Annotated in this window: 12 protein-coding genes and 1 pseudogene; all 13 read right to left on the reverse strand. The window is 65.4% G+C overall.

Going from position 1 to position 13,869, the window contains the following annotated elements:
- Positions 1-406: pseudogene (locus ASF94_RS10630) on the reverse strand (IS3 family transposase); the annotation flags it as partial.
- Between the two features lie 138 nt (positions 407-544).
- On the reverse strand, positions 545-1,579 hold the full coding sequence (locus ASF94_RS10635) for a PA2169 family four-helix-bundle protein (protein ID WP_056665657.1): 1,035 nt from the start codon (positions 1,577-1,579) through the stop codon (positions 545-547).
- 238 nt (positions 1,580-1,817) lie between these two features.
- Entirely contained in the window at positions 1,818-2,222 is a 405-nt protein-coding gene (locus tag ASF94_RS10640; RefSeq protein WP_056665664.1) for a GreA/GreB family elongation factor, read from the reverse strand.
- A 530-nt stretch (positions 2,223-2,752) separates the two neighbouring features.
- Positions 2,753-4,399 (reverse strand): nitrogen regulation protein NR(I), encoded by a 1,647-nt coding sequence (gene ntrC, locus ASF94_RS10645; protein ID WP_056665669.1) that lies wholly within the window; start codon positions 4,397-4,399, stop codon positions 2,753-2,755.
- A gap of 49 nt (positions 4,400-4,448) precedes the next feature.
- Positions 4,449-5,516, reverse strand: a complete 1,068-nt coding sequence (glnL, locus tag ASF94_RS10650; protein ID WP_056665674.1) for a nitrogen regulation protein NR(II) — start codon at positions 5,514-5,516, stop codon at positions 4,449-4,451.
- A 146-nt stretch (positions 5,517-5,662) separates the two neighbouring features.
- Positions 5,663-6,190, reverse strand: coding sequence for a hypothetical protein (locus tag ASF94_RS10655; protein WP_056665679.1), 528 nt, complete (start codon positions 6,188-6,190; stop codon positions 5,663-5,665).
- A 233-nt stretch (positions 6,191-6,423) separates the two neighbouring features.
- Entirely contained in the window at positions 6,424-7,839 is a 1,416-nt protein-coding gene (gene glnA / locus ASF94_RS10660) for a type I glutamate--ammonia ligase (protein WP_056665682.1), read from the reverse strand.
- Positions 7,840-8,002: 163 nt separating this feature from the next.
- Positions 8,003-8,824 carry a molybdopterin-binding protein gene (locus ASF94_RS10665; RefSeq protein ID WP_056665687.1) on the reverse strand — a complete coding sequence of 274 codons (822 nt, stop codon included), beginning with the start codon at positions 8,822-8,824 and terminating at the stop codon, positions 8,003-8,005.
- Positions 8,821-9,738 carry an EI24 domain-containing protein gene (locus ASF94_RS10670; RefSeq protein ID WP_056665690.1) on the reverse strand — a complete coding sequence of 306 codons (918 nt, stop codon included), beginning with the start codon at positions 9,736-9,738 and terminating at the stop codon, positions 8,821-8,823. The genes ASF94_RS10665 and ASF94_RS10670 overlap by 4 nt, the downstream gene beginning before the upstream one ends.
- Before the next feature lie 33 nt (positions 9,739-9,771).
- Positions 9,772-10,806 (reverse strand): sterol desaturase family protein, encoded by a 1,035-nt coding sequence (locus ASF94_RS10675; RefSeq protein ID WP_056665697.1) that lies wholly within the window; start codon positions 10,804-10,806, stop codon positions 9,772-9,774.
- A gap of 50 nt (positions 10,807-10,856) precedes the next feature.
- Entirely contained in the window at positions 10,857-11,621 is a 765-nt protein-coding gene (locus tag ASF94_RS10680) for a polysaccharide deacetylase family protein (RefSeq protein WP_082493174.1), read from the reverse strand.
- A gap of 63 nt (positions 11,622-11,684) precedes the next feature.
- Positions 11,685-12,644: a YncE family protein gene (locus tag ASF94_RS10685; RefSeq protein WP_056665706.1), complete on the reverse strand. Its 960-nt coding sequence runs from the start codon at positions 12,642-12,644 to the stop codon at positions 11,685-11,687.
- A 344-nt stretch (positions 12,645-12,988) separates the two neighbouring features.
- Positions 12,989-13,726, reverse strand: coding sequence for a pseudouridine synthase (locus ASF94_RS10690; protein ID WP_056665703.1), 738 nt, complete (start codon positions 13,724-13,726; stop codon positions 12,989-12,991).
- Between the last annotated feature and the right edge of the window lie 143 nt (positions 13,727-13,869).

Genomic DNA, 13,869 nt, shown 5'->3' on the forward strand with positions numbered 1-13,869 from the left:
TAGTACGCCTGTCGGCTCTGGCCCATGTGCTGGCAAGCCCTCTTCACGCTCAACCCCGGGACGAGGTCTTGCGAGAGGACTTGCCCAAAGGCTTTTTTACGACACGCACCCCGTAGTCTTTGCTCAGCACGTCGATGACGGCCTCGAACAGTCGAGCCTTCTGCTGCGCCTCCTCGAGCTGCACCTGCAGCGCCTTGATCTGCTGCTCGGGCGTGAGCGGCTTTGCGGTCTTGTCTATCGGCATAGCTGCAGATGATGCCGCAGACCCCCAACCCAGCCTGCCGTGCTTGCGCAGCCACACCAACACCGTCGAGCGGCCCTGGATGCCGTACTTCTGCTGCGCCTCTTTGTAGGTGTTAAAAGCTTGCGTGTAGTCGCGCTGCGTCCGTTTGACACTCGATTCCATGACTCCTGCCCTTTGTGCAAGGCCCAGGTGTCAACTCTGGGTAGGACGGGTCAAACCAATAAAAAAGGCCGCGCGGCGTTGAGCAGCGCGGCCTTTTCGCGCGCCAGCAGACGCCAGCGCGCGGGCCCACAGGACCGATCAGCGGTCAGCGGCCTGGAAGCGGTCGCGCAGGGCCTTCACTTCATCGTGGTTGCGCTGGGCGCCTTGGGCCTGGCGTTCCACCAGAGCGCGGACGGAAGCCGGCAGCGGCTCCTGCAGGGCCTTGCGGTAGCGCGCGACGGCGGCGTCCTCGCCGCGTTCGCACTCTTCCAGCACGGCCTTGTCGTCATTGGTGGACAGCGCCGCCTTGACCGAAACCCAGCCGCGGTGCAGCGCGCCGGACATGGTGCCGCCCGAAGAAGGCTCGCCACCATGATTGCGCACTTCGCGCTCCAGTTCGGCGGCTGCGGCGGCGCACTCGCCGGCATGGCGCAGCAGGATGGTCTTCAGCTCAGGCGACTCTGCACGCTCGGCCGAGGCGCGGAAACCGTATTCGCCGTCGCGGCTGGATTCGAGCAGGTCGTCCAGCACGTCCACCACATCGTCGTTGTCGAACGCGCCGTCTTCCGAAACGTAATCGTTGGAGGTGCCGGCCAGGGTCGTGGCACCTGCCAGGCCGGCGGCACCTGCCGCGCCTGCACCGTAGGCGGCTGCGGCGCTGCGGCCGGAATCACCGCGCTCCACGCGGTCCCATGCGGCACGCGTGGCGGGACGGGCGGCGTCCCAGTCCAGCGAATTCTCGGTGCGGGCATGGCCCCAGTCACGGGCGAGGTGGGGCTCGACAGCGTCGAAATCCTGGCCTTGGTAACGGTCACGGGCGGACCAGCCCAGCTCGTAGGCGGGACGGTATTCGTCGTAGGTGCGGCCGGTTTCGTAGTAGGGCTCACGGTCATAGCTGCCGCGCCAGTAGGCGTCTTCGGCGGTGGGGTTCACCGACTCTGCGGCTGCCTTGCCCGCCAGGCCGCCGGCCACTGCACCGACGACACCGCCCACGGCCGCGCCGATCGGGCCACCCAGAGAACCTGCCGCAGCACCGGCGACGGCGCCACCCGTGGCACCCAGCCCCGTACCGACGGGATGGGCACCCGGCTCGTTGGTCAGAGGGTCGCGGTTTGCGTCTTTGAAATCAGCCATGATGAGAAATCTCCGGTTGGTTGAACAGTGAAGGCATTCTCAAAGTCCTGCCGCGGACGGGAGGGTCGGCTCAAGGGCGGCCTGGGTGTAGGACAGCATGCGAGCCGTTCGTGGTGGCTGCGGTACGCCATGCACCGCCACAAGCTCAGCGGGCCCATCAGGCGTGGCGTGAAGCACACGCCACGCCTGGGCCTTCGCTGCTGCGGCAACCGTCGGGCGGATTGCCCTGTCCGCAGCCCTAGCTCAGGAAGTCGCCCGAGGCTTCGGGTTGATGGCAGATGCGCGTGACCGCGGCCTCGCATACCTGCCCATCGGGCGTGTGCCACACCGCCCTGTCACCGGACTTCAGCCCCAGCAGCGCCGTGCCGACCGGAGAGAGCACCGAAATCAAGCCGGCGGCAGGCGCCGCGTCGCGCGGGTAGCAGAGCGTCAGCACCTGGGTACGTCCCGTGGTGATGTCGGCCACCTCCATCTGCGAGTTCATGGTGACGACGTCAGCCTGGACGGCCCGGGAGCCGGTCACGTCGGCGGCGGCCAGCACTTCCGCCAGCAGCGTTTCGTCCTGCGGATCGATCAGCTTGGAAAGGCGCGCGAAGTCGAGGTCGGTGAGCACCCGCTCACCGTGAATTGCTGGTACTTGCATGAAACACACTCCATGAGAGCGGCGGTGGCTCATCCTCGAGCCGACGACCGCTGGCGCGCAGGTCGTGCCCGGCGGTGGAGGGTTGCGCAGAAAGGATGAAGGGGTGAGCGGACCGCCGGGCTCAGGAAAGTGCAGGCGTGCGCTGCCCGGGGCGCGGCTCGGCGCGCCGGGTCGAACGTGCTACGCGGAAGGCCGGGCACCGCTGCGCCTGGTGCGCCCCGAGGGGCGCCCCAGCGAAAAGCGGGTGCAGAAGCGGCGATGGCATGGAGGCAGTCTAGCAATCACGGCAGGCTCCCCGAAGAGCCCCCACGGGCCGTGCCAGTTATCGCGCCGGCCGGCGCGCGAAACGCTTGCCGCATCGCGGCTCCGCGCGCGCCGGCGCCGCGATGCGCCTCCCTGGGGCACACCCACGGCTGCCACGGTCACGACCGCGCAGCCGCTGGCGCGAAGTCGCCGACGACGCGCCAACTGGCCGCTATCGAATCAATGGCTGCCCCCGCCCCGCCGAAGGGGGCCCGGGACTGTGAAGCCTAGGATTCGTCGGGCGCATCCAGACCCAGCTCCTGGATCTTGCGCGTGATGGTGTTGCGCCCGATACCCAGGCGCTGGGCGGCCTCCATGCGTCGGCCGTGGGTGGCGTGAAGCGCCGTCCGGATCAGCCGCGACTCGAACCGGCGGCTGAGCACGTCCCACACCTCGGCCTGCCCTCCCTGCAGCAGCTTCTGCGCTTCGGCTTCCAGGGCCTGCTCCCAGCCTGGCTGTGCCGTCGGTGGAGCGCCCGCAGAACCAGCGGCGGGTTCCGCAGCAGTTGCCGGGGCGTAGGCGGCTGCATAACCGCTGCCACCACCGATGGCAGGCTGGGGGTTCGCGGCTGCGTTGGGCAGCGTTGCTGCGTCCGCTGCTTGCGCTGCATCGGCCCCCGGCCCCGGCTCGGCAGTCAGGCCGGATGTCCACGAGGCAGCCGGAGCGGCGGCCACTGACGCTTCTGCGGTGGAACGTGGCGCAGCCAGCACTTCGGGCGGAAGATCCTGCAGCGAAATCACCTGGGCCGGCGCCATCACCGTGAGCCAATGGCAGATGTTCTCGAGCTGCCGCACGTTGCCCGGGAAGGCGAAATGCTCCAGCCGCTGCAGCGCCGCTTCGGCAATGCGCTTGGGCTCCACGCCCAGCTGCCGCGCGCTCTGTTGAAGGAAGTGGCGGGTAAGCATGGGCACGTCTTCATGCCGCTCGCGGAGCGCTGGCAGCCGCAGCCGAATGACGTTCAGGCGGTGGAACAGATCCTCGCGAAAGCCCCCTTCCTTGACGCGACGCTCCAGGTCCTGGTGCGTGGCGGCGATCACGCGCACATGCGACTTGACGGCCGCATGGCCGCCCACGCGGTAGAACTGCCCGTCGGACAGCACCCGCAGCAGCCGGGTCTGCAGATCGAAGGGCATGTCACCGATTTCGTCGAGGAACAGGGTGCCGCCCTCAGCCTGCTCGAAGCGACCGCGGCGCTGCGTCTGCGCGCCGGTGAAGGCTCCCCGTTCGTGGCCAAAGAGTTCGGATTCGAGCAGGTCCTTGGGGATGGCGGCGGTGTTGATCGCGACGAAGGGCCCTCCGGCGACCGGGGAATGCTTGTGCAGCGCACGCGCCACCAGTTCCTTGCCGGAGCCCGATTCACCCGTGATGAGCACCGTGACCTGGCTCTGGCTCAGGCGGCCGATGGCGCGGAACACGTCCTGCATGGCGGGCGCCTGGCCCAGCATTTCCGGCGTGGCGGTCTGGCGCTCTTCGGTGACTTCCTCGCGCTGGCTTTCCTCGACCGCGCGGCGGATCAGCTCCACCGCCTTGGGCAGATCGAACGGCTTGGGCAGGTATTCGAAAGCACCGCGCTGGAAGGCCGAGACGGCGCTGTCCAGATCGGAATACGCCGTCATGATGATGACGGGCAGGCCGGGTTGCTGCTGGCGCACCTGCTCTAGCAGCTGCAGGCCCGAACCGCCGGGCATGCGGATGTCGCTCACCAGCGCCTGGGGGCCCTGGCGCGCGGGGTCGCCGGCGGCGATGTCGGCGAGGGCATCGAGTACCTCGCGGGGATGGGTGAAGCTGCGGGTGGGCAGGTTCTCCCGCGCCAGCGCTTTCTCCAGGACGAAGCGGATCGACGGGTCGTCATCTACTATCCAGATCGGCTTCATGTGTTGGTTCTACCTTGTTCCCGTTGGTGGCTGTCTGTCTCTCGGGACCTCAAGGCAAGGGAATGAGGATGCGGAAGTCGGTGCGCCCCGGAACGCTGTCGCATTCGACGAGGCCGTGATGCTGCTGCACGAAGGTCTGTGCCAGCGTCAACCCCAATCCCGATCCCCCGTCCCGCCCCGTCACCAATGGATAGAAAATCCGTTCCTTGATGGCCTCGGGCACGCCCGGTCCGTTGTCGATGACATGCAATTCCAGTGCCAGCCGGTAGCGCTGGCGACCGAAGGTGACCTGGCGGGCAACGCGGGTGCGGAGCACGATTTCCGCATCGCCCTGCGCAATGCGCTCGGTCAGCGCCTGGGCGGCGTTCTGCACGATGTTCACCAGCGCCTGGATCAGCTGGGCCCGGTCGCCGCGGAACTCGGGAATGGACGTGTCGTAGTCGCGGCGCACGCGCAGCCCCTGGGGAAACTCCACCAGCACCAGCGATCGGACGCGCTCGCACACCTCATGGATGTTGACGTCGCCCACCAGGTGCGGATGGCGATGGGGTGCCAGCAGCCGGTCCACCAGGCTCTGCAGGCGGTCGGCCTCGTGGATGATGACCTGCGTGTACTCGATCAGCTCGCGGCTTTGCAGATCCATCTCGAGCAGTTGCGCAGCGCCGCGGATGCCACCCAGCGGGTTCTTGATCTCGTGCGCCAGGTTGCGAATCAGTTCCTTGTTGGCCAGGGCCTGTTCGCGCAGCCGCTCCTCACGGTCCTGGCGGGCCTGGGCCTCCAGCGGCCAGAGTTCGAGGAGCACCTCCCCGCCATGCTCGGCGAGAGCGAAGCTGACATGCACGGGCAGCGGCTCCTGCGGCGGCCGGCGCAGCCCGGCCTCGAAGCGCAGCGCCGCGAAATCCCGCTCGCGGGCCCCGGCCAGCGCGGTCTGCAGCAGGGCCGGGTCGGTGAAGAACACGCTGAAGTCGGTGCCATCCAGCGTGCGGCGCGACAGGCCGAGGCAGGTTTCCAGCGCGGCGTTGGCGAAGAGCACCGCACCGTCGTCGGCGCGCAGCACGGCGATCAGGGTGGAGACGAGGTCGAGCGCAAGGTAGCGCGAGGTGTCGGTTTTGGGCAGACGATTCCCTTTCTGAGGAGTGCCGGATCCGCCGGCCGGCGACGGTGCCGCCGCAGGGCCTGCGGTCAGTGCCGATGGGGCCTCGCCCCAACAGGGCGGGCCGCCGATCAGCGCGGTGCGCGCCTGTCAGTTCTCCGATCGACAGGTCAGTTGGCGGGCGGCAGGCGTGCGAGTTCGCGCTTGATGCCGGCCACGTCGCTGTCCGCCCGTGCCAGGCTGGCCTTGAGGGCGGCCAGCCGGTCCAGATAGGCCTGGGTGTTGCGCAGCTCCAGCGCGGACTTCTCCGGCGTGCCGTTGTTGTATTCGCGCACCAGTTCGGCCTGACGGGCTTCGGCCTTGCGCAATTCCGATTCAAGGATGGCGCGCGCATCGGAGTCGCGCGCGCGCTGGTCGGAGGCTACGACACGCGGCGTGTTGACCGGTGCGGCTGCAGAACTGCCGGACGAAGCGCTGCTGCCGCCGCCACCGCCGCCGCCACCCGAGGACGGAGCTGCGGCGGGACGCTGGCTTTGCAGGACCGTGACGTTGCCGCCTTCGACCACCTTGCAGCCCCGCTCCTTGGCCTGCGTGGCGTTGTTGGTGTATTCGTTGCCGCAGCGGTAGATGCGGTCCTGCGACCAGGCGGCCGGCAGACAGGCGCACAGCGTCCACAGCGCGATCAATGTCTTTTTCATGGGTTCCTCACGTGGCATGCAGAAGGCGCATGCGGGGCTGCGGGGAGTATCTCCCCAATCGCCCGGCAGCGCCAATTCCTCCCGCCCAACGCGATCTGGTCAGGGCAGGTTGACCCATCAGGCCCTCACGCTCCGCGCAAGTTCCACTGCCGCCAATGAAAAAGGCGGCTTGCGCCGCCTTGGATGTGGTCGAAGCAGGCACCGGTGCCCGGCGCCGCTTCGGCGTTGCTGGATTACAGCGAGTAGTACATGTCGTACTCGACCGGGTGGGGAGCCATGCGGAAACGCGTGACTTCGCTCATCTTGAGGTCGATGTAGGCGTCCAGCATGGAGTCCGAGAACACGCCACCCTTCGTCAGGAAGCCGCGGTCCTTGTCCAGATACTCCAGCGCCTGGTCGAGGCTGTGGCACACGGTCGGCACCAGCTTGTCTTCCTCGGGCGGCAGATGGTAGAGGTCCTTCGTGGCGGCTTCGCCGGGATGGATCTTGTTTTCCACGCCGTCCAGGCCGGCCATCATCAGTGCGGAGAAGCACAGGTAGGGGTTGGCGGATGGATCGGGGAAGCGCGCTTCGATGCGGCGGCCCTTCGGGTTCGCCACGTACGGGATGCGGATCGAGGCCGAGCGGTTGCGGGCCGAGTAGGCCAGCTTGACCGGGGCTTCGAAACCGGGCACCAGGCGCTTGTAGCTGTTCGTGCCAGGGTTGGTGATGGCGTTCAGGGCGCGGGCGTGCTTGATGATGCCGCCGATGTAGTACAGGGCGAAATCAGAGAGGCCGGCGTAGCCGTCACCAGCGAACAGGTTCTTGCCGTCTTTCCAGATGGACTGGTGCACGTGCATGCCGGAGCCGTTGTCGCCAGCGTAGGGCTTGGGCATGAAGGTGGCGGTCTTGCCGTAGGCGTTGGCCACGTTCCAGACCACGTACTTCAGGACCTGCGTCCAGTCGGCGCGCTCGACCAGCGTGCTGAACTTGGTGCCGATTTCATTCTGGCCAGCGCCTGCCACTTCGTGGTGGAACACTTCGACCGGGATGCCCAGGGATTCGAGGATCAGCGACATCTCGGCGCGCATGTCCTGCGTGCTGTCGACGGGGGGCACGGGGAAATAGCCGCCCTTGACCGTGGGACGGTGGCCGCGGTTGCCGCCTTCGAGCTTGGCGCCCGAATTCCAGGGAGCTTCGTACTCTTCGATCTCGAACATGACCTTGCCAGGCTCGTTGGACCAGCGCACGCCGTCGAAGATGAAGAATTCTGGCTCAGGGCCGAAGAAGGCGGTGTCGCCCAAGCCGGAGGCCTTCAGGTAGGCCTCAGCGCGCTTGGCGATGGAGCGGGGGTCACGGTCGTAGGCCTTGCCGTCACCGGGCTCGATCACGTCGCACTGCACGAACAGCGTGGTTTCTTCAAAGAACGGATCGATGTTGGCCGTGTTCGGATCGGGCATGAGTTGCATGTCCGACGCTTCGATACCCTTCCAGCCCGCCACCGACGAGCCATCGAAAGCGTGGCCCGACGTGAACTTGTCTTCGTCGAAGTGGGAGACAGGCACGGTCACGTGCTGTTCCTTGCCACGGGTGTCGGTGAAGCGGAAGTCAACGAACTTGACTTCGTTTTCCTTCACCAGCTTCATCACGTCTGCAACGGTCTTGGCCATCAGGATCTCCAGGATTTAAGCGCTTGTTAAAAACGACAGGTTAAAAGCAGGTTGCGTGCCAAGAGCACGCCGCCATGCACTATGGCGGAGCACGGCGGACCGATTCCGCTGGCTCCGCTCGCACAGGCCCAAAATGGTGCGTCATTGGCAGATGACACAATCGCTAAGTATTGCGCACCAACTCAGGGCCCAGTTTCGCACCAATAGAGTGCAACTCCTTCAGCAGCAGCGCCCAGGCTGCGGGAACCAGCTCCGCAGGGCCTTTGACCCCGAGTTCGATATGGCTGCCGTGGATGGGGTGGTCCACGCTGGGAAGGCTGAACACGCGGATCGGCGCGTGGGCCTGGTCGACACGCTCCATCAAAGGAGTGAGGCTTGCTTCCATGGAACCGTACACCACGACGGAATGCTCGGTTTGCGGCTGTTGGTTGAACCAGCGACTGCAGTGCTCTTCAAGCACCCACTCGATCATGGGCCACGCCATGACGGGAAAGCCCGGCACGAAATGAACCTGGCCACCGCCGGCGCCATTGCAGGAAAAGCCCGGAATCTTGTTGTACGGATTGGGGATAATGGCCGCGCCTTCGGGAAAGACGCCCATGTTCAGGCGGTGGACGTTGTCAGGCCGGTCCGGCTCATAAGGCACGCCCTGCTCTCGCGCCGCGTCCTGCATGCGCTCGCGGATGAGGAGTTCCGCCTGGGGGTGCAGCACCAGCGGCCCGCCCAGCGCCCGGGCAGCGCATTGGCGGGTGTGGTCATCGGGTGTGGCACCGATACCGCCGCAGGAGAAGACAATGTCGGTGGAAGCGAAGGCGCGCTCCAGTGTGGCCGTGATGCGGGCCGGATCGTCGCCGACATAGTCGGCATAGGACAGGGTCAGGCCGCGTGCGCCCAGTAGCTCGATAACTTTGGGCAGATGTTTGTCGGCGCGCTTGCCCGACAGAATTTCATCACCCACGATGATGACGCCGAAAGAGGGAATCATGATGCGAAAGAAGTGGAGGGAGGAGGAGAAGCCCGTGGCGAGAGGCCATCGGCCGCCGGCATCGACGTCGTTGCGGCGGCTGCCACTGCCGAGCCCGGCGTGGTGCCAGCGGACTCGCCACGCTCACGGCGCAGCTGCTCCAGCGCAGCCAGCGCGTAGTGGGTGAACCAGAGCGATGAGAACGCGAACACCAACGTGTAGATCCAGATGGCCACTGGCACCAGGACGATGAAGGCCGCAGCGAACACGACGCCGGAGGCCCAGACGATGCCGGGCGCTGCGCCCAGGTACCCGCACAGAACGCCCATGCCCAGCAGTTGCAGCCGGTGCCGTGCCACCACGGTGATGCGCTCTTCCTTGTTGGCGTGCTCTGCCAGGGCATCGAAGGTCATCACCCGGTAGGTCAGCCAACCCCAGATCAGTGGAGGCAGTACCAGCACCAAGGGCGGCACCAGCCAGAGGGGCACCGAAATCAGGAGAGCCAGCAGCGCAGCCAGCGTGGAACCCAAAGACCAGGCCAGGCTGGCCATGAAGGACCCGCCTCGCTTGCGCTCGAGCGCAGGAAACCGGCGGTCTGCCACCAGCCGCACGAGCGCGGGGGTCATCAGCACCGCGACGGCCAGCACGGCAAGCAAAACGATGACGGGGGTGGCCGCGACGACGACCAGCAAGGGCGCCAACGCTCCGGCCGCATCGCTCACGCCGAACTGGCGCAGCCAACCCCATAGCAGCTCCAGCCAGGTGGAGCTCTGCAGCGATTGCTGCACGCTGGCAACGGCCGGCTCCCACCACAGGTAGCCCGCGCCCCATGCCAGCAGCCCGATCAACACCAGGGGCAGGACGGACAGCGCCATCACCCGGGGGCGCAGGCAGTAGACAGCGGCACGCCAGAAGGAGTCGATCAGAAGTCTCATGGCCGGAGCATAGCGGCTGCGTTGCTGCGCTGGTCAGGCGCGCCCGCAGAGGCGCAACAGGCCACGCCATTGCTGGGACCAGAACCCGCGTCCGTAATCGCGGACTCGGCCGGATGGCCCGGGCTCCACCTGATCACGTACGCCGGTGGGGTCGTAGCGCAATTCGAAGTTGGCCGTCCGAAACAACATGTCCCACCAGGGCAGCAGCACACCGAAGTTGTGGCCACCGAGCACGGGTTTACGGGACCGGGAAGGTGGGGATCCGGCCGGCGACCCATCGGCTCCACCACCCTGGGGTTCTGGGGGATGCGATTCGTGGCCGATGCCGATGGCGTGGTGCAGCCGATGAAATCGAGGACTGACCCACAGCCGCTCTCCCACCCGCCCGAACCACACACGGACGTTCGCATGATGGAAGTTCTCGCTCAACTGGGTGATCGCCACGATGGCGACGAACTGCCCCGGTGCCACGCCGATGAGCTGGGCGACCGTGACCACGATGACGTCGTGGATCACATCGTCCAGCAGGTGGTTGCGGTTGTCGCTCCACATGGTCATCTGGCGCTGCGAATGGTGCAGGGAATGCAGCTTCCACCACCACTCGAAGTGGTGCTGGCCGCGGTGGATCCAGTATTCCAGCGCATCGAAGACCACCAGGTAGATCAACAGGCTGACCCAGGCCACATCACTCACCCCGGGCCAGACCTCGTCCAGATGGAAGGTGCTGATGCCGTGCATGCGCAAGCCGCTCCAGAGGGCATCCCACATCGGCGTGAAAGCGAAGAACAACGCCAGGCGGAACAGCCCGAGCCGGTGGATGAGCGTGTAGAGCACGTCCACGCGGATGGCGGCGCGATCGGTGACAGGCTCGGCAGGCCGCCAGCGCTGCAGCGGCGCGATGATGGCCAGCATGACAAGCAACTGCAGCAGGCCGACAAGCAGCCAGCCGGTGGCGTCGTAGCCATCCTCGAGCAGGTTGGCGAGGCCGAAGGTGAACATCAACGGTTGCACGACCGTCTCGAACAGCCATTGCTGTGCCAGATCGAAGCCGTTGGCCAGGAAATTCATGTCAATCGTTCAACCAAAGTTCGGTGATCAAAGCGCCGTCGCGTCCTGCCTCAAGCCTTGCTGCGGATCCACTCACGGTAGTCGGGATGGTCTCGCAAAGTCTTGAAGCAAAAGCCTCTTTCCTTCAGCCCGACGATCAGCGGCTCCAATACGGCCGGCGCCCAGGGGTCCTTGCGCGACCAGATACCGAGGTGGGCCAGCAGGATGTCGCCGGACCGGATGGTACGCAGAGACTGTTGCAGCAAGGCGGCGTTGCTGGCCTTCTCGCTCGACAATTCGTCGCCCAGAAAGCCGGCAGGAGACCAGCCCACATGGGCGTAGCCGCACTGGCGTGCCACCGCCAGCAACTTAGGAGATGTTTTGCCACCCGGTGCGCGGAACAGAGGCAAAGGTTTTTTGCCGGTGATCTGCTGCAGCCGCCGGGCTGACCGGGCAATTTCCTCGCAGTAGTCCGCCGCAGTCATGAGAGATTCCTGCCCCTCGCGCGGGCCCGCGGAGGGCCTGATGCGAAAGGCCGGAGCGGAGGCATTGCCTGCATCTGCGCGCCAATAGGCGTGATCGAAAGTATGCGAGGCGAATTCGTGCCCTTCGGCAGCGCGCGCCTTCCACCAAGGGGCCCAGTCGTCGCCGAGGCTGCCGTCACCGACTTGGGTGCGCTCGTTGGCGGCAAAGAACGTGACCAGAACATGCTGCCGCTTGAGCACGTCGGCCACCAGATCCGCCACGCCCATATGCCCCGTGTCCAGCGTCAGGTAGACCGGCTTGTCACAGGGCGGTTCGGCATGGGCCCCGAACGGCAGGGCGCAGGCAGCCATCAACAGCGCAGCAAAGGTGCGTCGGGCCCGACGCGCAGGGCGGATGGATCTCACAGCGCCCGATCAACGTCCCGCATGCCGCAGGGTCCACACGCCATGAGGCGATTTGCCCACGTTCACCGATCGCACGACCTTGCGCTCCTGCGTGTCGATCACGAGCATCTTGCGCGCCCATCGTGCGCTCACGTAGATCCAGCGTCCATCGGGAGAGACATCCATGCAGTCCGGACCACCCGGCGCAGGGTAGACATCCACCACCTGGCGGCTCAGCATGTCGATCTTGCTGATCGTATTGGCCACCCGGTTGCTGACGAAGAGATGCCGCCGATCGCCAGCCGCCCGGAACGCATGGGCGCCCGCGCCGGTCTTGATGCGCTGGACGGCCCGCGGCTCAGGGCCCGACACATCAAACACTTCCACGCTGTCTCCACCGGTCAGTCCGATGAACACGTGCTTGTCGTCGGGACTGCCATACACGTCCGCGGGCATGGGGCCGGTCTTGATCCGCCACTTGATCTGCTGGGTCGCAACGTCGATCGCCACCAACTCATCGCTGTCCTGCATCGTTGAGTAGACCGTCCGGCTTTGACTGTCGATCCACAGGTGGCTGGGGGTCTTGCCGGTGGCGACGCGCTTGGCCAGCGTCAGGTCTTTGCCATCCCAACGATAGAAGTCGACGTGGTTGAGGCGATTGGCCGCCGTCACCAGCCACTTCATGTCTGGAGAGAACCGCAGATGGTACGGGTCCACAATCCCGCGCACCGTGCGTTGCACCTGTGCGGTCTTCGGGTCGATAAAAGTGAGCGAATCACCCAGGGCATTGGCCACCACCAGAGACTTCTCGTCAGGCGTCAAGTACATGTGGTGCGGCTCCTTCCCGGTGGGAATGCGGGCCGTTTCCGTCCAGGTTGTCGGGTCGATGACGCTGATATCGGCTTCCAGCGAGTTCAACACGAAGACAGGAGGTGCAGGATCGGCAGCTTGTGCGCCCGACAACGCGCACCCAAGAAAAAGCGCTGCCAGCCAGCGCCCACGTAGCGGAGATTTCACGTAAGACTTCCCAAGACGGATTCGTTCAGACCATCGGTGCTTCAAACACTCGGTGGAAGAGCACGGATTAGACGCGAAAACAAAGTGCCCTGACGACAGGTCCGAAATCTGAAACGAAGTTCCTTGTGCATGGGGTGTTAGAGCGGGGGCTGGCATCCCGGCGCTCCTGGGGCCTCAATCAAATGCCGGCGCTGGGGCCAGCCTCGCCGTCGAACGGTCCGCAGTGGGCCGCGCCCCTCAACTTGGTTCAGTCCCAGTGGTTTGCGTTGCGGCGACCCACGCGGCGACCATTTCCACCCGATTCTTGCGGGGCTTGCCTAGCGCAACAGCGCCAGATCGTCCTGACTGAGCCACCTCCAATGACCTGGCAACAGGTCTTGAGGAAGCTGCATGGCGCCGATGCGCGAGCGGTGCAAACCCTCCACCCGGTTGCCAACGGCAGCCAGCATGCGCTTGACTTGGTGGTACTTGCCTTCGGTCAGGGTCAGCGACAGGCTTTTTTCGCCGGTTTGGGAACACGCAGCAGCGCTTACCGGCTGGGGATCATCATCCAACACGACACCTGCGAGCAGCCGCTCGATCTGCTTCGCATCCACAGCATGCTTGGTCACAACTTCGTAGACCTTAGGAACATGCTTCTTCGGCGAACTCATGCGATGGATGAACTGTCCATCATCGCTGAGCAACAACATGCCCGTCGTGTCCTGATCAAGCCGACCGACCGCCTGAACGCCCGTCACCGCAGTCTTGCTGGGACGCTGGCGCAACGGTATAGGCAACAGCGTGTAGATACTGGGATAGGTCGAGGGCTTCTGCGAGCATTCAGTGCCAGCAGGCTTGTGCAGCAGCACATAGGCTTTGGCCTGATATAGCCACTCTTTACCTTGCACCTTGAGCGTGGCGCCCTCTTCCTCTATCTGGGCCGTGGAATCGGTTTCCAAACGGAAAACCGCTTCACCCGCCGGCTTCACCTCCACGTGACCTTGCTGGATAAGACCTGCGCAAACGCGGCGGGTACCGAAGCCTTGCGAATACAAAATATCCTGGAGTTGCATTGAAGATTAGCTTTCAGATCCGTCGCAGTTTCTAGATTCCGTCGCCCCCAAAGCAATACGCCCCGGGCACATGGAGTGCACGGGGCGGATTGGGCTGTAAGAGCCTGACGATGACCTACTTTCACACGGGAACCCGCACTATC

It is taken from the genome of Acidovorax sp. Leaf160, from assembly GCF_001424265.1.
Classification (GTDB): Bacteria; Pseudomonadota; Gammaproteobacteria; order Burkholderiales; family Burkholderiaceae_C; genus Paracidovorax.

Excerpts from the sequence above, each read along its gene's own strand:
- ntrC (WP_056665669.1), bottom strand. The coding sequence starts at position 4,399 with ATGAAGCCGATCTGGATAGTAGATGACGACCCGTCGATCCGCTTCGTC.
- ASF94_RS10640 (WP_056665664.1), bottom strand. The coding sequence starts at position 2,222 with ATGCAAGTACCAGCAATTCACGGTGAGCGGGTGCTCACCGACCTCGAC.
- ASF94_RS10670 (WP_056665690.1), bottom strand. The coding sequence starts at position 9,738 with ATGAGACTTCTGATCGACTCCTTCTGGCGTGCCGCTGTCTACTGCCTG.
- ASF94_RS10635 (WP_056665657.1), bottom strand. The coding sequence starts at position 1,579 with ATGGCTGATTTCAAAGACGCAAACCGCGACCCTCTGACCAACGAGCCG.
- ASF94_RS10655 (WP_056665679.1), bottom strand. The coding sequence starts at position 6,190 with ATGAAAAAGACATTGATCGCGCTGTGGACGCTGTGCGCCTGTCTGCCG.
- ASF94_RS10680 (WP_082493174.1), bottom strand. The coding sequence starts at position 11,621 with ATGGCTGCCTGCGCCCTGCCGTTCGGGGCCCATGCCGAACCGCCCTGT.
- ASF94_RS10665 (WP_056665687.1), bottom strand. The coding sequence starts at position 8,824 with ATGATTCCCTCTTTCGGCGTCATCATCGTGGGTGATGAAATTCTGTCG.
- ASF94_RS10675 (WP_056665697.1), bottom strand. The coding sequence starts at position 10,806 with ATGAATTTCCTGGCCAACGGCTTCGATCTGGCACAGCAATGGCTGTTC.
- glnA (WP_056665682.1), bottom strand. The coding sequence starts at position 7,839 with ATGGCCAAGACCGTTGCAGACGTGATGAAGCTGGTGAAGGAAAACGAA.
- ASF94_RS10690 (WP_056665703.1), bottom strand. The coding sequence starts at position 13,726 with ATGCAACTCCAGGATATTTTGTATTCGCAAGGCTTCGGTACCCGCCGC.